The sequence below is a fragment of the Bradyrhizobium sp. genome, from assembly GCF_035701725.1.
Taxonomy (GTDB): domain Bacteria; phylum Pseudomonadota; class Alphaproteobacteria; order Rhizobiales; family Xanthobacteraceae; genus Bradyrhizobium.
Window position 1 is genome coordinate 24507 of sequence record NZ_DASSRP010000165.1, and the last position, 23216, is coordinate 47722.

Consider the following 23216-nt stretch of genomic DNA (forward strand, 5'->3'; position numbering starts at 1 on the left):
GTCTGCATCATGGGCTTCTTTGTTGCCTGGGAGATCCTGTGCCTGATCTTCAACGTCTCCGATATCGTGCTGCCACGGCCGAGCCAGATCCTGGTGACGCTGTGGACCCGCTTTCCAGCGATCTGGCCGCATGCGATCCAGACGCTCTATACGACGCTGGTCGGCTTCGCGCTCGGGATCGCCATCGGCGTACTGCTCGGAATCCTGATCGGCTCGTCGCGGCTCGCTTATGACGTCGCTTATCCGCTCTTGGTCGGATTTTCCTCGATCCCGAAAGTCGCTGTCGTTCCGATCTTCGTGTTGTGGTTCGGCGCCGGCACCGTGCCTGCCGTGCTCACCGCGATGATCATGTGCATCTTTCCGATCGTCGTGAACGTCGCGACGGGACTGGCCGCCACCGAACCTGAATTGCAGGACGTGATGCGCACGCTGCGCGCAACCAAATGGGAAATCCTGTGGAACATCGGCCTGCCGCGCACGATGCCTTACTTCTTTGCCTCGCTCAAAGTCGCAGCGACACTTGCCTTTGTCGGCGCGGTGATCTCCGAGACGGTCGCCTCCAACCGCGGCATCGGCAATCTGATGATGATCGCCAGCTCGAGCTTCGACGTGCCGCTGGTATTCGCCGGCCTGTTCATTCTCGCCATTCTCGGCGTGGCGCTCTATGCCGGCTTTTCCTTGATCGAAGGCCGCGTCACCGGCTGGGCGGTGCGCAGCGAGAATTTCTCGGCCGGCGGCTAACCCAGCACCTCGACCTTGATATCGGCCGCGCGGAGCGCCTCGATGGTCGCATTCAGGTGAGCGCGGTCGCGGGTCTCGATCACGATTTCCAGAACCACGGCCTTGGCCGGCAAGTCCGTGAAGATCCGCTGATGCGAGACTTCGACGACGTTGGCGCCGGCATTGCTCAACACCGCAACCACGGCCGCGAGTTGCCCAGGCCGATCGACGATATCGAAGTGCAGCCGGGACAGTCGGCCTTCGCGTGCAAGCTGCCGTGTCAACACGCCCGACAGAAGCCGCGTGTCGATGTTGCCGCCGGAGAGCACGAGGCCGAGCTTGCGGCCGCGGAAGCGAGCGGGATCGGCCAGCACCGCGGCAAGCCCGGCCGCGCCAGCGCCTTCGGTGACCGACTTCTCGATCGTGAGCAGCAGACTCAGCGCATGCTCGACATCCTGCTCGGTCACCAGAACGATATCGTCCACGAGCGCCCGCACGATTTCGGAGGTAATGGCGCCGGGCGCCTTGACCGCGATGCCTTCCGCCAGCGTGTCGCCGCGCATCGGCAGCGACTTTGCCTTCACCACATTGTACATCGAGGGATAGAGCGCGGCCTGCACGCCAATGATCTCGATGTCGGGCTTTACCGCTTTCGCCGCGACGGCCATGCCGGAGATCAGCCCGCCGCCGCCGATCGGGACGATCAGAGCATCCAGATCGGGCACCGCGGACAATATCTCGAGCGCGATCGTACCCTGGCCGGCGATGATCAGGGGATCGTCGTAGGGATGGATATAGGTCAGGCCGCGGCTTTGGCCGTAGGCTTTGGCGAGCGATGCCGCTTCCTCCAGCGTCGCGCCGCCCTCGACGACTGTGGCGCCGTGCCTTCGGGTGTTTTCGATCTTCACGGTCGGCGTGCCGACGGGAACGTAGATGGTCGCGGGAATCGCAAGCCGCGCAGCGTGATAGGCGACGCCCTGGGCGTGGTTGCCGGCGGAGGCCGCTATCACGCCCTGCTTGCGCTGGTCGGCCGACAGCGCCGACAATCGATTGAGCGCGCCGCGCTCCTTGAAGGTCGCCGTGAACTGCAGGTTCTCGAATTTAAGCCAGATTCCGGCACCGGTGATATCGGACAGCGTGCGGCTGTGATCAAAATTAGTGCGCTTGACAAAGCCGGACAGCGTCGCCGCGGCCGCCTCGACGTCACGCAGCGTCACCGGCAGTTTGTCGAGCGGCGTTCTGGTATTCCCGGCCATCGTAATCCCGTCGCGCGCGATAATTCCGTCGGCCCTGGTTGCCGACTCCCTCCATCCTATCATCTCAATGGCCGAAAGTTTGCGCGATCAGGGTCGCACCGAGGAACGTGCCGGCATTTGCCATCAGCGAGGTCACCACGATCGGCCAGCCGAGCCTGCGGAAAGCGGGGATATCCTTGGCGATCGAGAGGCCGGCAAAGGCCAGCATCGGCGTCGTCAGCGCCAAAAAGTTGATCTTTCCGGTCCATGCCGAAATCTCGGCGGCATAGGGAACGCCGGGATAGGTGGCGACCATGCCGAGCAGCGAGATCCAGCACACCGCCGGGATGCGTGAGCCAGTCAAGCGATATAATACATATCCTGTGGCCACGACAGCCAGCATGATCGCAAGTCCCGGCAACGCATCTACTGGTGCATTGTTGTAAGCGAGCCAGTTGCCGATCAGCGCCAGCAATCCCGTCACGATCCAGGCGATCGCGCGCCCCGCCGGCGAGAGCTCGTTCGGTGCGGCGTCGATCGCGCCTTCCGCATTCGTATTGCTGGATTGAACGCGCGGCTTCAGCCCGACGCGGCCGAGCACCGGTTCAAGCACGCGGTACGACCAGTTCGCAAATGGCAGCGAGACAAAGAGCGTGAAGTAAGTACCGATTGTCGTGGTGATCAGATTGCTGGCGGCGGCGAATGCCGCGACTTCTTTCGCGACCTCGGGCGTCTGTTGGGCCGCGATCGCCGCCGAGGCGGCTGCCATCATGCTGCCTGAGCCGACGCCGGCCCCCATCGCCAACGCGTCGGGACGGAACACGCCGAGCGCCGCGACGAAGCCGGCGAGCACCCAGATGAAGACCGCACCGACCACGGTGCCCGTGATGTATTCGGCGAGCACGCCGCGACCCTCGGGAGAGTCCATGCCGTATTTCTCGCCGATGATCGCAAGGCTTGGCTCGCGACCCACGGAGAACGTCGCGCCGACGGCCTCGCGCCTGACGCCGAGCAACAACGCGACCGGCAATCCGAACACCATCGTACCGAAGAAATGACCGAATTCCTGAAACAGCAACGCATGGCCGGAGGCGAAGATCTTCGGCAGCGATGCGCCGACCAGGAGCGCCAATTTCGCAATGAAGAGGAGCAGCGCCGATTGCAGCACGGCCGAGGCATAGTGTTGTGCGCCAACGTCCAGCTTCAGCGCGCGCGGAAGACGGTCTTTCGCAACGCCGATCGCGCCGCCGAGCAGCAGCGCCCACAGCAGGGGCAACAGGACGATCTGGCCTGGCCCCGCCTGCAACATGAAGCTCCCGATCGACTCGGCCGCAAGCACAACAATCAAAGCGAGCCCGAGCACCCGCGCACGGCTGCCGATGTCGAGGCGTTCAGATTCGAGCTGCATGACTGAAACACTCATCGAGGCGCCCCTCCCCATTCGACCGGCCGCCGAGAGCGACGACCGGCCGCATGATTGCGAATTCTTCCGTTGCCTGATATGGCCCTACATGGATTTTATCGTTGCGCGTTATGCAACGGACGATTTGCCCGGGATGCCGTCGATGCCATCGGACCTCGATCACGAGCGACTTCATTATCTGCGCCACGCCGTCAAGCTCGGCAGCATCCGTGGCGCGGCCGAACGGCTGAACGTCAACGCCTCGACGGTTAGCCGGCAGATCGCGCTTCTCGAGAAGGACGTAGCGACCACGTTGCTGGAGCGGTTCGGTCGCGGCGTGCGGGCGACCGAAGCAGGCCTGCTGCTGGTGGAATACGCCCGGATTCAGGATTCGGCGCGTGAAGATACGCTGGCAAAACTCGGCGAGCTCAAGTCATTGAAGCGTGGTCATATCGAGCTCGTCACCGGCGAAGGCTATATCGACGACCTACTAGGCGGGCCGCTTCAGGAATTCTGTCAGCGCTTCCCTGGCCTGACATTGTCGCTGGAAATCACCGGAACCGACGGCATCGTGCAGGCGGTCATCGAAGGCGAAGCGCAGATCGGCATCGTCTACTTCCCGCCGGCCGACCGCCGCCTGCACACCCATGCGAGGATTCGCCAGCCGATCTGCGCCATCGTCCACCCGAAACATCCCCTCGCAAAGCTCGGACGCGCACCGAAATTGTCCGATCTCGCGCGCTATCCAATCGCCGAACTGCGCGGATCGTTCGGCACCCAGAAACTCATGGAGGTCGCGGCCGCCTCCGAAAGCATCAGCCTCACGCCCGTGGTCCGTACCAACTCGTTCCTGGTGTTGAAGCGTTTCGTTTGCGCCAATCTCGGCATTGCGTTCATGCCGGCTTTCGCCGCGACCAGGGAGATGACGGACGGCGAGGTGATTGCGCTCGTCATCGATCATCCGGTGCTGCGCAATGCCGAAGCCCATATCATCACGCGTCACGGCCGCAGGCTGCCGCCGGCGACGCTCGGCCTGCTGCAACATCTGATCAAGCGCATGAAGGCGTTCGAGCCGTTCGCCTCAGGAAGGACAAAAGCGCGTCGCGCGAGATCGGCCTAAGGAACGGCTTGCCTGAAAACGCGTGGGGCCGGCCGTCAGGCCGCGTTCTGGGCGTGATGATCCGCGCCGTCAGCGGCGCCGCAATCGTCAATCACGCGGCCAAGCGTCGAGGCGCTGGCCTCGCACATCACCTGCGAGATGATATTTCCCGATTTCTCGAAGGCAGCGGCCAGCTGCTCGAACTGCGCTTTGGCCAGCTGCAGGGTCGAAAGCGACACGGCGAGCGAGCCCTCGGGGATCGCGGGAGGCGCCTGCCGGTTCGCGGCCAAATCCGCTTCGGCCTGTTCGGCGCGGTGCAGGAACTCGCTTTGCCGCCGCTCCATTTCTGCGACGATTTCGTCGGTGCGGGCGTGCTGGTCGGCAAGCCGCGATTTGAGGGCAAGAACCTCGTGCTCCAATTCGTCAATTCTGGCCGCAAGCGCCTTGCGCGCCTCGACCTCTGTATCGCACTGGAGTCGCGCGGCCTGAAGCCGCTCCTGCGTTTGGCCCAGGAGATCAGTGAGCGTTTCAACCAGGGCGGCCGCGCGAAGCAGATTCTGCGAATTGCTGCCGGTCGACATCAGGTCGGCGAACCTGCGCAGGAACCGCAGGACTTCAGTGGTTTCCGCCGATGGCGGCAAATCTGAAATGGGCTCAGTCATGAATCCAGAAAATCAAACGTAAAAACAACGGGCGCTCGCCTCGCGGCGTTCGCCTGGCTTGGGCCTCAAATGTGACGCCTGCTTGACTAGCGATACAGGATTCCCTGCGGCCGCGCTGCTCGGATGGGCTGCTTATCCAGCCCTTTTCGGCGTCAAGGCCGAGGCGGCAGAGCAAGCCAATCCGTATTCATCCGGAGCCGTAGTCATCCGGGCCGTATTCGTACGGTTCAGTAAATTAACCGCCGCCGGAACCGGCCGGGCTAGGGTGCGGGCCGGAACAACCACTACGCGAAAAAGGCGGCCGATATGGCGGCAGTACCGGTCTGCATGACCTGCAATCTCGAACGAACCCTGATCAGCATCAAGCCCGGCAGAAACCGGCACGATGTCAGGTCTTACGAATGTCCGCGGTGCCACGACGTCTTCCGTCTGGTCGTGCAACGCGAGCCGCTGGAATCCGACGAACTGGTTTTCGACAACCCGCCGCTGCAGGCCGGCGCGCGATAAGCCGCCGGGCCGTCGTCCTCTTACGCCAGAGCCGGCCGCTGCCGCGCGCGCAACAGCAGCCCCACCATGATGGTGATGTTGAGCGCGTTCCACGCCAGCCCGTTGAGGAAGGCAGCGGCATAAGAGCCGGTGGCATCGAAAATCACGCCCGACACAAAGCCGCCGAACGACATTCCGAATACGGATGCGAAGATCACGATGCCGACGCGGGTCGCAGCTTCCGCGGCAGGCATCGCCTCGCGCACGATGATGGCATAGCTCGGCACGATGCCGCCCTGGAACAGGCCGAACAGCGCGGAGATGACATACAGCGAGGTCAGGCCGTCGAAGAAAAGGTACATCAGCAGCGCCGAACCCTGCGCGATCGAGCCGATCAGAAGAGTGCGAATGCCGCCGATCCGGTCGGCGAGGAACCCCGATCCGATACGGCTGACGATGCCAAATCCCAGCATCAGTGACAGCATCTGCGCCCCGCGCGCCACGCCATAGCCGAGATCGCCGCAATAGGCGACGATGTGAACCTGGGGCATCGACATCGCCACGCAGCAGGCGATGCTCGCGAGTGACAGGATCGCTGTGAGCGCGTTGGTGGACAGCCGCACATCGACGCGGGGTCGCGGCGCGTTGACATGGCTGCGCGTTGTTTCCGATCCCATCAGAACACGCAGCAGGATCAAGGACAGCGTCATCGTCACGGCGGTGAAGATGCCGATCGCAATGTGGGTGTCGCGCCAGCCGAACGCCTGCATGCCCCAGTTGACGACCGGTGGCCAGATCGTGCCGCCGACGTAATTGCCGCTCGCTGCGATCGCGACGGCGAGGCCCCGATAACGGTCGAACCAGTGCGAGGCTTCCGCCATCAGCGGACCGAAGGTCGCCGACGAACTCAACCCGATCAGGAAGTGCACCAGAATGAATTGCCAGATCGAGGATGAAAAGCCGGCGCCGACATAGCCAAGACCGAGGATACCGACGCCAACGCCGATCGCGGCGACGATGCCGTAGCGATCGGTGATCTTGCCGGTCAGGACGCCGCCGGACCCGAAGCCGAGCATGACCAGGGTGAAGGCGAGCGAAGCGGTGCCGCGCGTCGCGGCGAATTCGTTCTGAACGGCTGGCAGGGCCACCACGACCGACCACATGCCGACGCTGCCCAGGGAACCGATCAGAACGGCCACGACAAGGCGCGTCCATGCCTGACGCGAGTCGGGAACAAACGGCTGGGATTCTCGGATGAATTCAGAGGAAATGACCACGGCGCGCACAAAGTCACCGCCATTCTGCCTAAGGTCAACCCACAATGCCGCGATATTGGGCATGCAGATGCAGAGGGAATAAACGGCGCGACGGATCGTCTCAGGCGGGCGGAATCTGGCGCAATCTCAAGCCGTCCCGTCCCCGCGTGCCGGATTTATCCACAACGTTTGTGTGCAATGCGAGTTCTTCGCAATCTGGAATTCGACGAGCATCGGGTGGGGTAGTTTGAGAGATGGAGTGATGCCATGGATCTCAATCACGTCGATGAGGCGATCGTCGAAAGCTACCGCCAACTGCGAACGCGGATCGGCTTTCTTGCGATTGCATTCCCTCTGGTCCTGCTCGCCGCGGGCCGCTATTGGGGAATCAACATCCAGCAGACGATGAGCAACTATTATTTTGCGGAGGACCCGGATGCCGGCATGCTGGACCGCTATCCCGTGCGGCTGTGGTTTTGCGGCATCCTGTTTGTCGTCGGCTTTTTTCTTCACAAGTATCACGGCTTTTCCAAGAACGAAGATCGCTGGCTCAGCGTCGCCGGCATGTTTGCAGGGCTTGTCGCCATCTTCCCGATGTCGCTGAACGAGAAGAATGACTACGATTTCCTGCTGGCCTGGACCGGCCTGACCAAGCATATCTCGATGCATGGCATCTGCGCGGCGCTGGCATTTATCTGCATCGCCATCGTCATCGTCGTTTATGCCGATTCCACGCTGGCGGAATTGCGGGGCGAACATCCGGCCACCTACAAACTGCTCAAGCTCGTCTACGCCTGCATCGCCGCTTTCATGGTCGTCTCGATCGGCATCTCGATCTACCTGAACATCCGCTATCCGCAGGGCGACTACATTCTCTCGGCGGAGTGGTGCGGCATCTGGTCCTTTGCGGCCTACTGGTTCGTCAAGAACTGGGAGCTTTCCCAGGTCGGCAAGGTCCTCAAGAAGCGCAACGCACCGCTGCTGCGGGCCAGAAGCGAGGCCGATCTGGCCGATAAACTCTGAATTGGGCCTTGTCCCGGGGCGGATGGGCGTCGCCCCGGGATCACAGGCGGTTGGTCGCCGAAATCCTCCCGAAATTAACCGTTTGCTAACCATACACCGGGCAAAAATTGCCTAGGCGGTAGCCTTGTTGCGAAGTCGAGTGTCGTCAGCCGCGTAAAACGGGGGGTTTCTTCCGTGGACGCTAGTGCGGTGCCTCACTTTCGAAACGGTGGCCCTGCGGCCGCCGCGCAGACGTTTGGCCGCCGTGGACGGCATTCGCGGGAGGATTCGGGTTCGATGGTCGACGTCACCGCAGGCCAGGGCGCAGGCGCCCCCTCCGCCAACCTCTTCAGCCTCAACGAAATCGGCAACATCCTCAAGCGCGGCGACCTTGCGCTCGCCTTCGGCATTCTCACCATCCTGGTGGTGCTGATCCTCCCCTTGCCTTCGGTCATCCTCGACCTGTTCCTGGCGATCTCGATCACGCTGTCGATCCTGATCCTGATGACCTCGCTGTTCATCCAGGCGCCGCTGGAATTCTCGGCCTTTCCGACCATCCTGTTGATCTCGACCATGCTGCGGCTGTCGCTCAATCTCGCCTCGACGCGGTTGATCCTGTCGCGCGGCCACGAGGGGACGGATGCCGCCGGCCATGTCATCGAGGCGTTCGGCGGCTTCGTGATGGGCGGCAACTACGTCATCGGCATCATCGTGTTCGCAATTCTCGTGATCGTGAACTTCGTGGTCATCACCAAGGGTTCGGGTCGCATCGCCGAAGTCGCCGCCCGCTTCCACCTCGACTCGATGCCCGGCAAGCAGATGGCGATCGACGCCGACCTCTCGGCCGGCCTGATCGACGAGAAGATCGCCAAGGAACGGCGCAAGGCGCTGGAAGACGAAAGCGGCTTCTTCGGCGCGATGGACGGTGCCTCGAAATTCGTGCGTGGCGATGCGGTCGCCGGCCTGCTGGTCGTCTTCATCAACATCGTCGGCGGCATCATCATCGGCGTGGCGCAGCAGTCGCTGAGCTTCTCCGAAGCCGCCCACACCTACACGCTGCTCACGGTCGGCGACGGCCTGGTCACCCAGATCCCGGCGCTGATCGTCTCGACTGCAGCAGGCCTTCTGGTGTCCAAGGCCGGCGTCTCAGGCGCCGCCGACAAGGCGCTGATGAAGCAGCTCTCCGGCTATCCCCAGGCGCTCGGCATGTCCGCCGGCGTGATGCTGGTGCTGTCGCTATTGCCTGGAATTCCGATGCTGCCGTTTCTGGCGCTCGGCGGAGGTGCGGCGGCGCTCGCCTTCTACGCCCGCAAGTTCAAGCACAAGGCGACCGCAGAAGCTGCAAAGGCAGCGGCAGCCCCGACGACGGCGGCAGGTAGCGCCGCCGCCGCCGAGGAGCCGATCTCGGCGGCGCTCAAGATCGACGACCTCAAGATCGAACTCGGCTACGCGCTGCTGCCGCTGGTCAATGGTCCCGACGGCACCGACCGCCTGACCGAACAGATCAAGGCGCTGCGGCGCTCGCTCGCGATCGAAATGGGCTTCGTGATGCCCTCGGTGCGCATTCTCGACAACGTGCAGCTCGAAGCCAACACCTACATCATCAAGATCAAGGAAGTGGATGCCGGGACGGGACGGATCTGGCCCAACCAGTTCATGGCGATGGATCCCGGCGGCGGCCAGGTCGACGTGCCGGGCATCCACACCACCGAGCCGACGTTCGGCCTGCCGGCGACCTGGGTCGACGCCAGCCTGAAGGAAGAAGCCTCGCTGAAGGGCTACACCGTCGTCGACGGCCCGACCGTGCTTTCGACCCACCTTACCGAGCTGCTCAAGAACAACATGTCGGACCTGCTCTCCTATGGCGAGGTGCAGAAACTGATCAAGGAACTGCCGAAGGAGCAGGGCGAACTGGTCAAGGACATCGTGCCGTCGCAGATTACGATCTCCGGTATCCAGCGCGTGCTTCAGTTGCTGCTCGCCGAACGCATCTCGATCCGCGATCTCTCCACCATCCTCGAAGGCATTGCGGACGCGCTCGCCTTCTCGCGCAACCCGGCAACCGTGGTCGAACACGTCCGCGCCCGTTTGGCGCGCCAGATCTGCGCCCAGAACACCACGATCAACGGCTATCTGCCGCTGATCGCGCTGTCGGCGAAGTGGGAGCAGGCGTTTGCCGAATCACTGATCGGTCAGGGCGAGGAACGCAGCCTTGCCATGCAGCCGTCGCGGCTGTCGGAATTCATGACCATCGTCCGCGACCGGTTCGAACAGGCCGCGCGCGAAGGCGAGTCGCCGGTTCTCGTCACCTCCGCCGCGATCCGGCCGTTCGTTCGTTCTCTGGTTGAGCGCTTCCGCGCCCAGACCATCGTGCTGTCGCAGGCGGAAATCCACCCCCGCGCCCGCCTTAAGACCGTCGGCAGCATCTAGCCGCCGGGGCGAAAAGTCCTCAGGGAACAGCGCCTTGGCGCGCAAATCAGCGCGAAACGGCTTGTGCTTTTCGGACACAGGCAACTGATTTCTTAATTTTCCGCAAACCTGGGCATTTTGCTGCGACGGCGCGGCAAAATGTCTAAGTATTTATACTAGATTGATAAATTCGAGCTTTAAGGGTTTGTTAATAAAATCTGATCGCAGGGGATCACGTGTTATCACGCCTTTGTGATCTATACTGGGGAAACGCGGGAGGGTTTCCTACGTTTGTTGAGGCGAGGTGATGAACCTGCCGGCGAGTGCGGACGACGAATCCGGCGAACAAGGGCAGGCGGCAGGAGGCTTTGATGAATCATTCGATTTACAGCGCTGATCGCACGACGCACCTCAAGATTGTGGTGATGGCGCTGGTTGCCGGCATCATGGTGATGGGCTTTGGAATTTCGGTTCGCACGTTCTCCGATGACGGTTCGACGCAGACGGCGCGCGTCATCAAGGCAGGCAAACCGGTGGCGATCACCAGTTCGGATACCTCGATGGTGCGATAAGAGTTTTTACGGAATTCACGGAGCGCTTTACCAGCCCCCCAAAGTCGCTACGTGGATACTAGAAGACCCAACTGTCCCCCAAGTTGGCCCCCCGAAAACGCCCGCCCCCCACGGGCGTTTTCTTTTTGTGCAATCGTCTGTGGCGTGTCCCGGCCATCCACGTCTTTAATGGTTAGGCGAGACAGACGTGGATGCCCGGCACGAGGCCGGGCATGACAACGCAAGCGAAAGCGTCCAACTTGGCCGCTCTAGCGCGGCGGGACGGTCTCGATCAGCTTGCCGGTCAGGATCGGCGCCGAATGCGGATTGCCATCGGTGGATCCGCCGGCCTGTTCGACCGTCACCGCGTAGGTCGCCGATTTCACGACGTCAGCATCGTACGACGCCAGCACCGGCCGCGAGGTGAAATCGCCCGCCCCGATCACGCCGAGCGAGCGCGGTTTTCCGAGCTTGTCGGAGATCAGCCATAGTTCGAAGCTCGAGCCGGGATCGGCGGCGGCGCCGACCTTGCGCACCGTAAAATTCTTGGTGGCGTCGTCGACGGTGAGAATGAAGGCCGGACCGCCGCCCTCCTTCTGAAGCACGGCGACATATTGCGCGGACAACCGCGGCGCCGACGGCGGCGCCTTGGTTTCGGCCACCTGGGGCCTCGCTTTCGGACGCATGCTGTCCGGCAGCAGATCCGGCATCGAAACCCCGACGCCGATCATCACGACGAGCGCGGCTGCGATCGCCGAGGTCGCGGTCGCGATCATGCGCCAGCGGCGCGCATGCGCGGCCAACTCAATCACGTTGGAATTCTCAATGCTGGCGTGGTCGGTGACGGAAGCGACTGGACGGAAACGATCGGCGGCCGAAATATCCGCGCCGGAAATACCTGCGCCGAGCGTGTCGGCGGCTTCTGCGATCACCCGCGCGGCTTCGCTCTCATGCGCCATCGGCTGCACCTCAGCCTGCGGCGATACCAGCGGCGTTTGCCGCTCGGAATGGCCGATCGCAGCCCTGATCTTCTCCCATACCTCGGCGCGCGGTTCGACCGAGCCGACCATCTGATTGAGCGCACCGAGCTTGTGCTCCCATGCGACAACCATCGCCGTGAATTGGGGATCGACGGACATCATGGTTTCGACCTGCGCGCGCTCATCGGCATCGAGAGTGCCGAGCGCGTATTCCGCGGCGAGCGCGATATGGTCCTCGCTATAGGCCATCATTCCTCACGAGAGTCCGAGACACTCCCTGATATCCATCATGCTGCGGCGCAGCCACGTCTTCACCGTGTTCACCGGCGCATCGAATTTCTCGGCCAGTTGCTCGCGGCTCCAGCCGTTGTAATAAGCGAGCAGCACGAGCTTCTGCCGGTCGGGCTCCAGCCTGCCGACACATTCCAGAAGCCGCTTCAGGTCTTCCGTCATCTCGCGCCGCGCCAGCGGATCGGGCGTATCGGCGGCGACCTCCATCGCGGCCGGCTCCTCTTCGATCGAGGTTTCGCTGCGCTTGCGCACGACGTCGATCGCCCGATTGCGCGCAATCGAGGCCATCCATGTGATCGGCGACGACTGGGCCGGATTGAATTGCGCGGCGCTGTTCCAGATCTTGACGTAAGCTTCCTGTATCACCTCCTCGGCGAGATCCTGTCGCCGCAAGATACGAAGCACGACGCCAAAGAGTTTCGCGCGCGTGGCGGCATAGAGCCGCTCGAAAGCAGCCTGATCCCCCTTCGCCACCGCGGCAATCAGCCAGACCAGCTCCGCTGGCGTCAGCATTCAATTCCCCCAAGATCGCGACTGCCTTACAGGCAGGCGCAAGCTTCCGTCCTATCACATCTTGGGGCAAATCGGTCTATCTGGAAAGCGATGCTGTACCCGGCGGTGAAGTGTCGCGCGGCGGCGACCAACGCAAAAAGCCCGGATCCTTACCGGCGTCCGGGCTCTGACATCCGTATCATTTCGCAGCGGGTTCTTTGCGAATGGCAGAACCCGAACGGACACCAGCGGATATAATTTTGTTGGTGCGGTTTTGGATTTGACATCGCTGCGAGAATTCGCAGAGCCGCTGAAGCGACGTCAAAACCACCGAGAGATCCAGGTTTCGGTGGTCCGCGATGACGTCGAGGGAATCGGATGAGCCTTAAGCGACCCCGAGGCGGGTACGCATCAAGCCGATCGAGTCAAGGTCGGCCTGTTCGCGGGCATTCTCTTCGGCGCGTTCGCGGGCCTGATCGCGCTCGTCGAGCAATTCGACCTTTTTCAATTCGTCGAAGGCTTCGGAGAGAAGACCACGGGCTTCCTCGAGCTGAACCCGCAGCTCCTCTGCCGAACGCGTGAGATTTTCCCGGCGCTGGATCGCGGCCTTGGCATAGGTCGGATAGGCGAAGTGTGAGGGGTCGTTGATACCGGCGCGTTCCTGCTCGGTCTGGATTTCGCGCTCCAGATCCACCGACATGCGCTGAAAATCGGCGATCATGGCTTCGATCTGCGAGACCCGGCGGCGCTTTTCGTCGACCTGGAATTTCTTCAGACGAATTAGCGTTTCACGTGACTTCATCGACTCATACTCCCCAGAAGTCCCAATTTGCTACGGGACAGAGCCGGCACCCTCCCGGGGTCCCGCCGGCATCACAACTGTGGCGCGGATGATGGCCTGACAAAGTTAGCGTTCCGTTTCCAAACCCTGAAGGATTCGCTGCAATCGTCCATAACCTTCCGCAAGACCGGTCGATTCGTCCTTGGCCTGGCGCAAAAACGCCTCCAGGGGCTCATGCAGGCGGATTGCTTCGTCGACTTCCACGCTCGAGCCCGCTTTATAGGCCCCGAGTCGGATCAACTCTTCCATATCCGCATAGGTTGCCATGGTCTGCCGCGCCTTGGTGATCACGGGCAGGAAGGCCGGATCGGCCGACCGCGGCATGGTGCGCGAGACCGATTTGAGAATGTTAATCGCTGGAAACCTTCCGCGCTCGGCGATCCGCCGTTCCATCACGATATGGCCGTCGAGAATGCCGCGCACGGCATCCGCGATCGGCTCATTATGATCGTCACCATCGACCAGCACCGTAAAGATCCCGGTGATGGTGCCCTCGCCGGTGCCGGGACCGGCGCGCTCCAGAAGCTTCGGCAGTTCGGTGAAGACGGTCGGCGTATAGCCTTTGGCGGTCGGCGGCTCGCCGGCCGACAGGCCGATTTCACGCTGCGCCATCGCAAAGCGCGTCACTGAATCCATCAGGCACAGAACGTCCTTGTCCTCGTCGCGAAAGTGCTCCGATATCGCCAGCGTCAGATAGGCGGCCTGCCGCCGCATCAGCGCGGGCTCATCCGACGTTGCGACCACCACCACCGATCGCGCGAGGCCCTCCTCGCCGAGATCGTCCTGCAAGAATTCCTGCACCTCGCGGCCACGTTCGCCGACAAGCCCGATCACCGTGACGTCGGCATCGACGTTGCGCGCCAGCATCGAGAGCAGGACCGATTTGCCGACGCCGGAACCCGCGAAAATACCCATGCGCTGGCCGCGGCAGCAGGTGAGAAATGTGTTGAGCGCGCGCACGCCGAGATCGAGCGGCCTGCCGACGCGCTTACGTGAATGCGCCGGCGGCGGCATGTTGCGATAGGGAACCGGCGAGGCGCCTTGCGTCAGCGGCCCCTTGCCGTCGATCGGTTCTCCCATCGCGTTGATGACGCGGCCGAGCCATTGCGGCGAGGGCCGCACCTGGTTGCCGGCATTGCCGATCACGGCACGGCAGCCACGCCGCACCCCGTCGAGACCGGCGAACGGCATCACGACGGCATTATTCCCGGTGAAGCCGATCACCTCGCAGGGGATGTTTCGGTTGCCGCCGGTGTCGATCACGATCCGCGCGCCGACGCTCATGGCGTGAATGGGCCCGGCGATCTCGACCATCAGCCCGCGAACGCCGACCACGCGGCCATAGATGTTGATGCCGTCGATATCGCCGATCTGTTCGGCAAGCGCCTTCATTGCGAAAACCTTAAGTTTTCAGTGCCCAAGGGCCCGGCTCTTAACTTGGTGTTTACTCGCATCATTAATCATTGCGTCACTGTCTTTGGTAACTGAGGACGCTCGACCCGCTTCGGGAAGGGCGAGTCTTGAGAGTCGGTTAGGTCCGCCTCTTAATGTTGAGCTTGAACGAGATCGGGTACGAAAAGCTGCTTCCACGCAATATCTTAGGGCGATTCGGAAAAAATTGCACCTGAAGGCCTTGCGGATCAGAATCAGATTTTGTTAACCATATCCCGTCAGGATCCGAATCAGTTGTTCAAAGGCGTTTTGAGTGCCGCAAGTGCGGCCGACCTGACGCCCGACGCGGCGACGATAGGGGACTGGCATGCGCGTTTTGCTGATAGAAGATGACAGCGCCGTCGCGCAGTCGATCGAATTGATGCTGAAGTCCGAGAGCTTTAACGTCTACACCACCGATCTCGGGGAAGAAGGCGTCGATCTCGGAAAGCTTTACGACTACGACATTATCCTTCTCGACCTGAACCTGCCCGACATGTCCGGTTACGACGTGCTCAAGCAGCTGCGGGTTTCCAAGATCAAGACCCCCATTCTGATCCTCTCCGGCCTCGCCGGCATCGAGGACAAGGTCAAGGGCCTCGGCGTCGGCGCCGACGACTACATGACCAAGCCCTTCCACAAGGACGAACTGGTTGCGCGCATCCATGCGATCGTGCGCCGTTCCAAGGGTCACGCCCAGTCGGTCATCCAGACCGGCGATCTCGTGGTCAATCTCGACACCAAGACGGTCGAGGTCGGCGGCCAGCGCGTGCACCTGACGGGCAAGGAATACCAGATGCTGGAGCTGCTTTCGCTCCGCAAGGGCACCACGCTCACCAAGGAAATGTTCCTCAACCACCTCTACGGCGGTATGGACGAGCCCGAACTGAAGATCATCGACGTCTTCATCTGCAAGCTGCGCAAGAAGCTTGCGAATGCCTCGGAAGGCCGCAACTTCATCGAGACCGTGTGGGGCCGCGGCTATGTGCTGCGCGAGCCGCACGAACATGAAGAGCGCATTCCCGCTTAAGTTTTCGTGCGAGCCCGTAGGCTCAACTCCTCCCGAAAACTGGACCCCGCCGCAAATGGCGGGGTTTTTATTTTGGCAAAGCGCTTTAGCGCCTTTTCTTGCCGGCTTTCTTCTTGCCAGCTCTCTTTCCGATCTCCTTGTTGCCGCCCCATGCCTTCGCCGCTTTCTTTCCGGCTTTCTTGCCGGCCTTTTTCGCGGGCGCCTTCTTAGGCGCCTTGGATGTCTTTGCGGCCTTCTTGCTGGACTTCTTGGCCGCTTTCTTCGCGGTCTTCTTCGCTGCCTTCTTTGCGATCCCACCGGCTGACGATCTTGCGGCCGCTTTCCTGCCGGCCGGCTTTGCGGCGGGCCTTGTCTTTGGCTTTGTCGTTGCCTTGGCCTGTTGCACGACGGGAGCCTGCTCGACGGCGCTTTCAGGCGCGGTCGGCGGCGAGGAGAGAACCGGCTGCATCGGCGATTTCGCCGGCGCTGAGGACGGCGCATGGCCGCCAGCGGCGAGCCAGAAGCGCATCTCGGCCGATTTGACATCGGCGCCGGTGATGTAGCGCTCCTGCCATGTGTCGTCGCCTTGCAGCGGTTTGCCGAATTCGTTCGGATGCTCCTTCAACAGGAAGCGCCAGGCATAGTGATCGTAGACGTCGAGCACGTTGCAGGCATAGGCCTCGGCCAGTCCGCGGTGGCCGTGGATGATCACCATGTTCTCGTCATTGTTATGCGAGGCGCGGAAGCCGAGATTGTGCGAGCCGGTCACCACCACGCAGTCGTTGCTGAATGGATCGATCACGACGATCTTGCTGTGGATGATGGCAAAGCCGTATTTCGCGAGTTCCGCCTCCCAGCCGCCGGGCGCGTCCTTCTCCGTGACGGCGCCGGCCGGAATGGCGCGGAAATCGATGCCGTTCGCCTCGCCCTGCTTTTTCGGCTGGCCCGTGTCGCCAACCACGGTGACGGTCCCCGCCCCTCTCTTGTGGCCGGGCGGCGCGGCAGCATCGTCGGCCTCCGCCGTACCGCCCGCGTGCAAGGCTTCCGAGAAGTGGGTCGCGCGCTGGGCATTGGTCAGTGCGCCGCGAACGAACAAATCGGGCTTCTTCGCCAGCATCCGTCCCGCCTCGTCCAGAATGGAATTGTTGCCGGGATCAAAGGCGAGGAAAAGGATGGCCTGCTTGGCCCCATCCATCAGCTCGAACACCCGCCCCATGTCGTTGGGCGTTTTCGGATTCTTGGCGAGCTTGCCGGGTGTGTTCGGCGAGAACATCAATTCGACCTTGACGCCGCCGCCGAGGTCGATCGGGTTTTGAATCGCCTTGGCGTTGTTGCTGTGATCGAAGGCGGTGCGCAGCGCCTGCGATTGCAGCTTGTGCGGGTCGCCGTCGGCGGCGTCGGTATCGGCCTTGAGGGCATTCCAGTAGTCGATATAGCGCTGGGCGACGTCCTTCGATTCGATGACGAGCGCGTTGTTGGACTGGGTGCAGAGCCCGGTCGAGGTCCAGTTGGTCGAGCCGGACAGCACCGCCGTCGGCTGGTCGTTCTCGCTCAGCACCATGAATTTGTTGTGCGGAATGTCGCCCTTGCCGAGGATGCGGTCGATCACATTGACGCCGGCGGCCTTCAGCGCGGCGCGGTTACTGGCGTCCGCATCGTCGCTGTGGGGGCCCTGCTCGTTTCCCAGGATGACGTTGCGGCTCTTGGCGTTGGACTGAAGCTGCTTTTCGAGTCCTTGCGGATCGTTGAGCTCGTAAAGCGCCGCGTGAATAATGCCGCCATTCTTGTCGGCGCGCGCGAGCAGTGAGGTCACGCCGTCCTGCAACTGGCCCATCAGATTGATGCGGATCGGATCGCTCGGATTCTGGATATGGGGGGTCAGTGCATCGACACTCGGTTCGTTCCCTAGCGCATGCGCCAGCGCCTGGGTCGCGACGATGCCGCGGTTGAAATAGACGTTGAACGGCGCTCGCTCCGGCGTCAGCGTCACGCGGTTGCTGCGCAAGGCGGTCACGCCAGAAAGCGGCGTCAGGGTCTGGCCGGGGGTGCCGCCCATCGGAACGATGAGATATTCGTAAGTGCCGCCGCGCCTGGCGAACAGGTCTTTCCACCAAAACTTCTGGATCGGCGCTTGCGCGGTGGTCATGTCCGCGCCAGTCTGGCCGGCGAAGCGCGCCATCGCGGGCAGGATCGTTTCCTTGCCTTGGTCGACGTCGATCTGGTGAATGGCAAAGCCGAGACAGCCGTCGAGATGTCGATCGAACGTCCAGGCCACCACGGCAATGTCATTGTTTGAAAAGGCAACCGCGACTTCGGGCATTTGAAATCTCCTGGTGCGGGGCGATCATTTTAAAGTTGCACTGAAATGCAAGTGCTCGCCGGATTCGGGCTTTATATTGAGCGAGAGTGTCGGCAGCATGAAATCAGCGAGGCAAAGTCACGATGATCCTGCAATCGCTCGCCGGGCTTCCGGCATTCCTGGTCTACTTCTGCACCGCGATCCTGTGCGTCGTGGTCTATCTCTTCGTCTACACGCGCATCACGCCGCATGACGAGTTCAAGCTGATTCGCGACAACGATCCGGCGGCCGCAATTGCGCTGGGCCTCAGCCTGCTCGGCTTCACCCTGCCGGTGGTGAGCGCGATTGCGCATTCCGCCAACGTCGTCGATTGCCTGGTCTGGAGCCTGGTCGCGCTGGTCGTTCAGGTCGTGGTCTATTACGTCATCAAGATCCCGGTGCCGAACCTGTCCGCCAAGATCGCAGCGGGAGAAATGGCGCCCGCGATCTGGCTCGGGCTGTCCTCGCTCGCCGCCGGCGCCCTCAACGCCGCCTCGATGATCTATTGAGAGTGGTCGGCTGAGATGGCAAGCCCGCCCCCCGATTTCGGCAAGCGCAAGCCGGCCGTCGCTCCGGTCACATCCTCGCCGCCAGTCAAGCGCTCCGGGCATGTGGCGCTGCTGGTGATGGGCACGATGGCGGTTGGCGGCGGCGCCTACGCGCTGATGCCGCGCGAGAATTGCCAGCCCGCGAGCCCGTCGGCGGTGGCCGGGCCGTCACCGCCAATCTCGGGGGTGACCGGACAACCGGCGCCGGCGCCGGTTACGAGCTGCGGGTCACGCACTTCAAGCGGCGGCCATGGCGGCTCCGGCAGTTGGTGGTCGCACAGCAGTTATTACGGTGGCAGTTCTTCTTCGGGAACCTCGGGCGGCGCGGGGTCAACCACGACGACGCGCGGCGGCTTCGGCAGCTTCGCGCATATGTTCTCCGGCGGCGGCTAGTGTGGCGGATCAGAAGTCCGCGCCATTTTAGCCGCGAGCTCGCCATGCGGACTTCTGATCCAAAGCCACACTAGGCCAATAATTTCCCTAGTGTCCTTTCGATTCCGAAGTTCGAAACGTCGGGCCGCAATATGATACGAACTTCGGAATCGGGACACTAGGGGCAAATATATCTCGTGCAGCGCATCCCTTGCAGCGAACGCGACGACTGGCAGGCGACCGCGCAGGCCTGCGGCTTCGATTTTCACACCATCGATGGTGAACGCTACTGGGACGAACGCGCTTATTACGCCTTCACCCTGCCCGAAATCGAGAACCGGATCGAGGCACCGACCGGCGAAATCGAGGCGATGTGCCGCGAACTTTGCGCCGGCGTCGTCAATGACGAGCGGCAATTGAAGCGGCTGCGCATCCCCGAAGCATCCTGGCCGGTGATCCGCGACTCCTGGCGGCGGGGCGATGCCAGCCTCTATGGCCGCCTCGACCTCAGCTATGGCGGCAGCGGCCCGGTCAAACTGCTGGAATACAATGCCGATACGCCGACCTCGATCTTCGAGGCGGCGGTGTTTCAATGGACCTGGCTCGAACAAAACATCGAGCGACGCCAACTGCCCTCCGGCAGCGACCAGTTCAACTCGCTGCACGAACGGTTGATCGAAGCCTGGAAGAAATTCGGCGCTGACCACCTGCATCTGGCCGGAATCCTCGACACCCCTGAAGACGCCACCACCCTTGCCTACCTTGAAGACACCGCAAGGCAGGCCGGCCTTGCAACCACGGTGCTTGCGATGGAGAGCATCGGCTGGCGCGACGGCCGCGGTTTCGTCGATCTCGACGATGAAAAGATCAGGCTCGTCTTCAAGCTCTATCCCTGGGAATGGATGTTTCAGGAAGCCTTCGGCGTCAGGCTAGGGCCGTCCTTGACCCGCTGGATCGAACCACCGTGGAAAGCCATCCTTTCCAACAAGGGCGCACTCGCATTGCTCTGGGAGATGTTTCCGGGCCATCCAAACTTGCTGCCCGCATTCTTCGAGGACGAGCCGAACGCGAGGAGCCTCAGCTCGTCGTTCGTGCGCAAGCCGCTATTCTCTCGCGAAGGCGCCAACGTTTCGATCGTGCGTCACGGCGATATCGTCGCCGCGCAGCAAGGTCCTTATGGAGCGGAGGGCTATATCCGCCAGGCGCTGGCGCCGCTGCCGAATTTTTCCGGCCAATATCCGGTGCTTGGAAGCTGGCTGGTGGACCATGTCAGTTGCGGACTGTCGATCCGGGAGGACGAAAATCCGATCACCGGCAACAGATCACGCTTTCTGCCCCACGCGATCCTGTGATTGACTGGCCCGATATCTATCGCGCGGCGAGCGCCGCCGCGCGCTGCGGCATCGCTCCGGCAAAGCCGGGCTTGGCGGTACGAGTCGAATTCGGGCGATAGAGCCCGCGCCGCTCGGGAAGCGGCTTGAAGGCGTCGGAGATGCCTACGACCGATTCAGCCGCGCCGAGCACCAGGAAACCATCGCCTTCGACCTGCCGCGCCATCCGTTCAAAAATGGCTGCCTTGGTATCCTGGTCGAAATAGATCAGCACGTTGCGGCAGAAGATGATGTCGAAGGTGCCGAGATGGCTGAAATCCTGCAGCAGGTTGAGCTGACGGTGCTGTACCATGGAACGGATGTCGGCATTGAGCTGCCACATGTCTCCGACTTGCGTGAAGTGCTTGACGAGCAGCTGGATCGGCAAGCCGCGCTGGACTTCGAACTGGCTGAAAATGCCGGCCTTGGATTTTTCCAGAACACCCTGCGACAGGTCGGTCGCCACGATATCGATCTTCCAGCCCGCAAGCGCCGCGCCCATTCCTTTCAGACACATCGCGATCGAATAAGGCTCCTGTCCGGTGGAAGACGCCGCACACCAGATGCGCAAAGAACGGCGCGCGGCGCGCGCCTGCATCAGCGCCGGCAGCATGGTGTCCTTCAGATGGTCGAACGGCGTCTTGTCGCGGAAAAAGAAAGTTTCGTTGGTGGTCATGGCCTCGACCACTTCAGCGATCAACGGCTCCGCCCCGCCGGCCTTCATCTTCTGAACGAGCTCGGTTATGCCGGCAAGACCGGCCTTGCGCGCCAACGGCACCAGCCGGCTCTCGATCAGATACTGCTTGTCGGCGGACAGATCGAGTCCGGAACGCTCCTTCAGAAGCTTCCGCAAGAACTCATAATCCAACGGCGTCACGAGCGATCTCCTGAAAACAGCCTCACCAGTTTTGGCGCTATTTGATTGAGCGGCAGTACCGCCGAGCAAATGCCGGCATGGGCGGCCGCGCCCGGCATTCCCCACACCACGCTTGTCGCTTCGTCCTGCGCGATCACGCTGCCGCCGGCCGTGACAATGTCCTTGCCGCCGCGCGTTCCGTCCGAGCCCATTCCGGTGAGGATCACCGCCAGAACGGAGCCCTGCCAGACGTCGATGGCGGAGGAAAACAGCGGATCAACCGCGGGCTTGCAGAAATTGACTGGCGGCCCGTCATCAAGCGCGACGACCGCTTCCGTGCCGTGACGCACCACGCGCATGTGACGGCCGCCCGGCGCGAGATAGATGTGGCCGGGCTTGACCGCTTCGCCGTCGATCGCCTCGCGCGCCGGCCGGTTGCTGGCGCGCGCAAGGTGCTCGGCGAGAATCGTCGTAAACGTCGGCGGCATGTGCTGGGTGATGAGCACCGGGAAACGATCGATCACCGGACCGATTTCGGCCACCATGCTCATCAGCGCTTGCGGACCGCCGGTCGACGAGCCGATCAGCAGCACGCGGGGATTTTGCTGCGAGAAGCTGCGCTTGACCACGGGCGCACTCGGATGTGCGACAGGGGGCGCGCGATGGGTCGCTTCCCGCAGCCGATCGGGCGCAGGCGCGAAGGCGGGCGCAGCCGGATGCGTCGCCGACCGCCGGGCCCTGGCGCCGAGATGGCGGATCTTCTGCACCAGATCGTGGCGGAAGGTTTCGGCGGCGCCAGGCTCGCGGGTGCTTTCCGGCTTCGGGATATAGTCGGATGCGCCGAGCGACAACGCCTTGAAGCTGATCTCGGCATTACGGCGCGTCAACGTCGACGCCATGATGACGACCAGGTTGCGCTTCTTCGCCAGCAGCAGCGGCAGCGCCGAAATGCCGTCGAGCTCCGGCATTTCGATATCGAGCACGGCAATGTCGGGATTGATGCGTTCGAGCTGGTTGACCGCTTCGCGGCCGGTCCGCAGCGAAGCGGCCACGACGATATCGGGCTCGGATCCCAGCCAGCGGGAAATCATTCCCCTGATGACGACGGAATCATCAACCAGCATGACCCGCAGCGGTTCTTGCTGGTGCAGATGGCCTGGGGCCGCCGGACTCGTCAACGCAACACTCATACTCACCAACCGAACTCAACCCATCGGCCGAAAACAAACGCAACCCTAACAACGGCGGCGCCCGCGGCTCGCAAGCCGCCGCACCGCCGCGCACAATCAGATCAGACCGACTTCCTGAAACTTGGCGGTGACGATGTCCTTGTCGAACGGCTTCATGATGTATTCGTTCGCGCCGGCATGAAGCGCGCGGGCGATGTGGGCTACATCATTTTCCGTCGTGCAGAACACCACCTTCGGCTGGTCGCCGCCGGGCATGCGGCGGAGATTGCCGAGGAACTCGTAGCCGTCCATGATCGGCATGTTCCAGTCCAGCAGGATGGCTTCGGGCAGTCCGCGCTTGCAGACCTCGAGGGCCTTTTCGCCGTCTTCGGCTTCGACGATCTGGAAATCCAGACCTTCCAGAATACGCCTTGCGACCTTTCGGATGACGCTCGAGTCATCCACGACCAGACATGTTTTCATTGTCGTTGCCTCTATGCTCAAAAAACCAGCTAGTAGTTCCGTTACGCGTTCGTCAGTTTCAAGCGGCCATCATCTCAGGTGAAATTTCCAGCACCCGATCGACGTCCAGGACAACCATCAACTGTCCATCGAGGCGGTGTACGCCACCGGCAAGCTTCGCCATGCGAGGATCGAGGTTGACCGGATTTTCTTCGCGGCTGTCGTCGGGCAGCCT

22 protein-coding genes and 1 pseudogene are annotated in these 23216 nt (G+C 62.3%); 11 read left to right on the forward strand and 12 right to left on the reverse strand.

Annotated elements, in window-relative coordinates:
- The first annotated feature begins 9 nt into the window (after positions 1-9).
- Complete coding sequence (locus VFL62_RS09945) at positions 10-741, forward strand: ABC transporter permease (RefSeq protein WP_325172219.1); 732 nt, start codon at positions 10-12, stop codon at positions 739-741.
- Here VFL62_RS09945 and VFL62_RS09950 read toward each other — a convergent pair.
- Both VFL62_RS09950 and VFL62_RS09955 read right to left on the reverse strand, forming a co-directional pair.
- On the reverse strand, positions 738-1976 hold the full coding sequence (locus tag VFL62_RS09950; RefSeq protein WP_325172202.1) for a threonine ammonia-lyase: 1239 nt from the start codon (positions 1974-1976) through the stop codon (positions 738-740). The two genes, VFL62_RS09945 and VFL62_RS09950, sit on opposite strands and share 4 nt — an antisense overlap.
- A 64-nt stretch (positions 1977-2040) precedes the next feature.
- Positions 2041-3378 (reverse strand): DUF3100 domain-containing protein, encoded by a 1338-nt coding sequence (locus VFL62_RS09955; RefSeq protein WP_325172203.1) that lies wholly within the window; start codon positions 3376-3378, stop codon positions 2041-2043.
- A gap of 142 nt (positions 3379-3520) precedes the next feature.
- On the opposite strand from VFL62_RS09955, the gene VFL62_RS09960 reads away from it, so the two are divergent.
- The 3 genes from VFL62_RS09960 (at position 3521) to VFL62_RS09970 (ending at position 5625) form a co-directional block, all read left to right on the forward strand.
- Positions 3521-4477, forward strand: coding sequence for a LysR family transcriptional regulator (locus VFL62_RS09960; protein WP_325172204.1), 957 nt, complete (start codon positions 3521-3523; stop codon positions 4475-4477).
- Between the two features lie 56 nt (positions 4478-4533).
- Positions 4534-5103 carry a hypothetical protein gene (locus tag VFL62_RS09965; RefSeq protein WP_325172205.1) on the forward strand — a complete coding sequence of 190 codons (570 nt, stop codon included), beginning with the start codon at positions 4534-4536 and terminating at the stop codon, positions 5101-5103.
- 321 nt (positions 5104-5424) lie between these two features.
- Positions 5425-5625 carry a hypothetical protein gene (locus tag VFL62_RS09970; protein WP_325172206.1) on the forward strand — a complete coding sequence of 67 codons (201 nt, stop codon included), beginning with the start codon at positions 5425-5427 and terminating at the stop codon, positions 5623-5625.
- Positions 5626-5645: 20 nt separating this feature from the next.
- Here the strand turns inward: VFL62_RS09970 and VFL62_RS09975 are convergent, their stop codons facing one another.
- Positions 5646-6944 carry an MFS transporter gene (locus VFL62_RS09975; RefSeq protein ID WP_414644668.1) on the reverse strand — a complete coding sequence of 433 codons (1299 nt, stop codon included), beginning with the start codon at positions 6942-6944 and terminating at the stop codon, positions 5646-5648.
- 183 nt (positions 6945-7127) lie between these two features.
- Here VFL62_RS09975 and VFL62_RS09980 point away from each other — a divergent pair, with 183 nt between their 5' ends.
- From VFL62_RS09980 to VFL62_RS09990, 3 genes are all read left to right on the forward strand, one after another.
- A complete protein-coding gene (locus VFL62_RS09980; protein WP_325172207.1) occupies positions 7128-7883 on the forward strand; it encodes a DUF998 domain-containing protein in 756 nt (251 codons plus the stop codon).
- 276 nt (positions 7884-8159) lie between these two features.
- Positions 8160-10292: a flagellar biosynthesis protein FlhA gene (gene flhA, locus VFL62_RS09985; protein WP_325172208.1), complete on the forward strand. Its 2133-nt coding sequence runs from the start codon at positions 8160-8162 to the stop codon at positions 10290-10292.
- A 350-nt stretch (positions 10293-10642) separates the two neighbouring features.
- Positions 10643-10843 carry a hypothetical protein gene (locus tag VFL62_RS09990; protein ID WP_325172209.1) on the forward strand — a complete coding sequence of 67 codons (201 nt, stop codon included), beginning with the start codon at positions 10643-10645 and terminating at the stop codon, positions 10841-10843.
- 248 nt (positions 10844-11091) lie between these two features.
- Here VFL62_RS09990 and VFL62_RS09995 read toward each other — a convergent pair whose 3' ends face one another.
- From VFL62_RS09995 to fliI, 4 genes are all read right to left on the reverse strand, one after another.
- Complete coding sequence (locus tag VFL62_RS09995) at positions 11092-12051, reverse strand: anti-sigma factor (protein ID WP_325172221.1); 960 nt, start codon at positions 12049-12051, stop codon at positions 11092-11094.
- Positions 12052-12057: 6 nt separating this feature from the next.
- Entirely contained in the window at positions 12058-12606 is a 549-nt protein-coding gene (locus tag VFL62_RS10000; protein WP_325172210.1) for a sigma-70 family RNA polymerase sigma factor, read from the reverse strand.
- A gap of 364 nt (positions 12607-12970) precedes the next feature.
- Positions 12971-13387 carry a flagellar export protein FliJ gene (fliJ, locus tag VFL62_RS10005; RefSeq protein ID WP_325172211.1) on the reverse strand — a complete coding sequence of 139 codons (417 nt, stop codon included), beginning with the start codon at positions 13385-13387 and terminating at the stop codon, positions 12971-12973.
- A 105-nt stretch (positions 13388-13492) separates the two neighbouring features.
- Entirely contained in the window at positions 13493-14818 is a 1326-nt protein-coding gene (gene fliI, locus VFL62_RS10010) for a flagellar protein export ATPase FliI (protein WP_325172212.1), read from the reverse strand.
- Between the two features lie 367 nt (positions 14819-15185).
- On the opposite strand from fliI, the gene ctrA reads away from it, so the two are divergent.
- A complete protein-coding gene (gene ctrA / locus VFL62_RS10015; RefSeq protein ID WP_008138878.1) occupies positions 15186-15887 on the forward strand; it encodes a response regulator transcription factor CtrA in 702 nt (233 codons plus the stop codon).
- 85 nt (positions 15888-15972) lie between these two features.
- On the opposite strand, the gene VFL62_RS10020 is transcribed toward ctrA, so the two are convergent.
- Positions 15973-18186 carry a phospholipase D-like domain-containing protein gene (locus VFL62_RS10020; RefSeq protein WP_325172213.1) on the reverse strand — a complete coding sequence of 738 codons (2214 nt, stop codon included), beginning with the start codon at positions 18184-18186 and terminating at the stop codon, positions 15973-15975.
- A 122-nt stretch (positions 18187-18308) separates the two neighbouring features.
- Here VFL62_RS10020 and VFL62_RS10025 point away from each other — a divergent pair, with 122 nt between their 5' ends.
- From VFL62_RS10025 to VFL62_RS10035, 3 genes are all read left to right on the forward strand, one after another.
- Positions 18309-18713: a DUF350 domain-containing protein gene (locus VFL62_RS10025; protein ID WP_325172214.1), complete on the forward strand. Its 405-nt coding sequence runs from the start codon at positions 18309-18311 to the stop codon at positions 18711-18713.
- Positions 18714-18728: 15 nt separating this feature from the next.
- Complete coding sequence (locus VFL62_RS10030) at positions 18729-19145, forward strand: hypothetical protein (protein ID WP_325172215.1); 417 nt, start codon at positions 18729-18731, stop codon at positions 19143-19145.
- 176 nt (positions 19146-19321) lie between these two features.
- Positions 19322-20476 (forward strand): glutathionylspermidine synthase family protein, encoded by a 1155-nt coding sequence (locus tag VFL62_RS10035; RefSeq protein ID WP_325172216.1) that lies wholly within the window; start codon positions 19322-19324, stop codon positions 20474-20476.
- Between the two features lie 16 nt (positions 20477-20492).
- On the opposite strand, the gene VFL62_RS10040 is transcribed toward VFL62_RS10035, so the two are convergent.
- The 4 genes and pseudogenes from VFL62_RS10040 to VFL62_RS10055 form a co-directional block, all read right to left on the reverse strand.
- Positions 20493-21371, reverse strand: a complete 879-nt coding sequence (locus VFL62_RS10040) for a protein-glutamate O-methyltransferase CheR (protein WP_325172217.1) — start codon at positions 21369-21371, stop codon at positions 20493-20495.
- Entirely contained in the window at positions 21368-22540 is a 1173-nt protein-coding gene (locus VFL62_RS10045; RefSeq protein ID WP_325172222.1) for a chemotaxis response regulator protein-glutamate methylesterase, read from the reverse strand. Before VFL62_RS10045 ends, VFL62_RS10040 begins: the two co-directional genes overlap by 4 nt.
- 96 nt (positions 22541-22636) lie before the next feature.
- Entirely contained in the window at positions 22637-23002 is a 366-nt protein-coding gene (locus VFL62_RS10050) for a response regulator (protein WP_291571280.1), read from the reverse strand.
- Between the two features lie 58 nt (positions 23003-23060).
- Positions 23061-23216: pseudogene (locus VFL62_RS10055) on the reverse strand (chemotaxis protein CheW); the annotation flags it as partial.

Excerpts from the sequence above, each read along its gene's own strand:
- VFL62_RS10000 (WP_325172210.1), bottom strand. The coding sequence starts at position 12,606 with ATGCTGACGCCAGCGGAGCTGGTCTGGCTGATTGCCGCGGTGGCGAAG.
- VFL62_RS09995 (WP_325172221.1), bottom strand. The coding sequence starts at position 12,051 with ATGGCCTATAGCGAGGACCATATCGCGCTCGCCGCGGAATACGCGCTC.
- VFL62_RS09945 (WP_325172219.1), top strand. The coding sequence starts at position 10 with ATGGGCTTCTTTGTTGCCTGGGAGATCCTGTGCCTGATCTTCAACGTC.
- VFL62_RS09960 (WP_325172204.1), top strand. The coding sequence starts at position 3,521 with ATGCCATCGGACCTCGATCACGAGCGACTTCATTATCTGCGCCACGCC.
- VFL62_RS09950 (WP_325172202.1), bottom strand. The coding sequence starts at position 1,976 with ATGGCCGGGAATACCAGAACGCCGCTCGACAAACTGCCGGTGACGCTG.
- VFL62_RS09970 (WP_325172206.1), top strand. The coding sequence starts at position 5,425 with ATGGCGGCAGTACCGGTCTGCATGACCTGCAATCTCGAACGAACCCTG.
- VFL62_RS09955 (WP_325172203.1), bottom strand. The coding sequence starts at position 3,378 with ATGAGTGTTTCAGTCATGCAGCTCGAATCTGAACGCCTCGACATCGGC.
- VFL62_RS09980 (WP_325172207.1), top strand. The coding sequence starts at position 7,128 with ATGGATCTCAATCACGTCGATGAGGCGATCGTCGAAAGCTACCGCCAA.
- ctrA (WP_008138878.1), top strand. The coding sequence starts at position 15,186 with ATGCGCGTTTTGCTGATAGAAGATGACAGCGCCGTCGCGCAGTCGATC.
- VFL62_RS10045 (WP_325172222.1), bottom strand. The coding sequence starts at position 22,540 with ATGAGTGTTGCGTTGACGAGTCCGGCGGCCCCAGGCCATCTGCACCAG.
- VFL62_RS10050 (WP_291571280.1), bottom strand. The coding sequence starts at position 23,002 with ATGAAAACATGTCTGGTCGTGGATGACTCGAGCGTCATCCGAAAGGTC.
- VFL62_RS09965 (WP_325172205.1), top strand. The coding sequence starts at position 4,534 with ATGATCCGCGCCGTCAGCGGCGCCGCAATCGTCAATCACGCGGCCAAG.
- VFL62_RS10030 (WP_325172215.1), top strand. The coding sequence starts at position 18,729 with ATGGCAAGCCCGCCCCCCGATTTCGGCAAGCGCAAGCCGGCCGTCGCT.
- fliI (WP_325172212.1), bottom strand. The coding sequence starts at position 14,818 with ATGAAGGCGCTTGCCGAACAGATCGGCGATATCGACGGCATCAACATC.
- fliJ (WP_325172211.1), bottom strand. The coding sequence starts at position 13,387 with ATGAAGTCACGTGAAACGCTAATTCGTCTGAAGAAATTCCAGGTCGAC.
- VFL62_RS09990 (WP_325172209.1), top strand. The coding sequence starts at position 10,643 with ATGAATCATTCGATTTACAGCGCTGATCGCACGACGCACCTCAAGATT.
- VFL62_RS09975 (WP_414644668.1), bottom strand. The coding sequence starts at position 6,944 with ATGCCCAATATCGCGGCATTGTGGGTTGACCTTAGGCAGAATGGCGGT.
- VFL62_RS10025 (WP_325172214.1), top strand. The coding sequence starts at position 18,309 with ATGATCCTGCAATCGCTCGCCGGGCTTCCGGCATTCCTGGTCTACTTC.
- VFL62_RS10020 (WP_325172213.1), bottom strand. The coding sequence starts at position 18,186 with ATGCCCGAAGTCGCGGTTGCCTTTTCAAACAATGACATTGCCGTGGTG.
- flhA (WP_325172208.1), top strand. The coding sequence starts at position 8,160 with ATGGTCGACGTCACCGCAGGCCAGGGCGCAGGCGCCCCCTCCGCCAAC.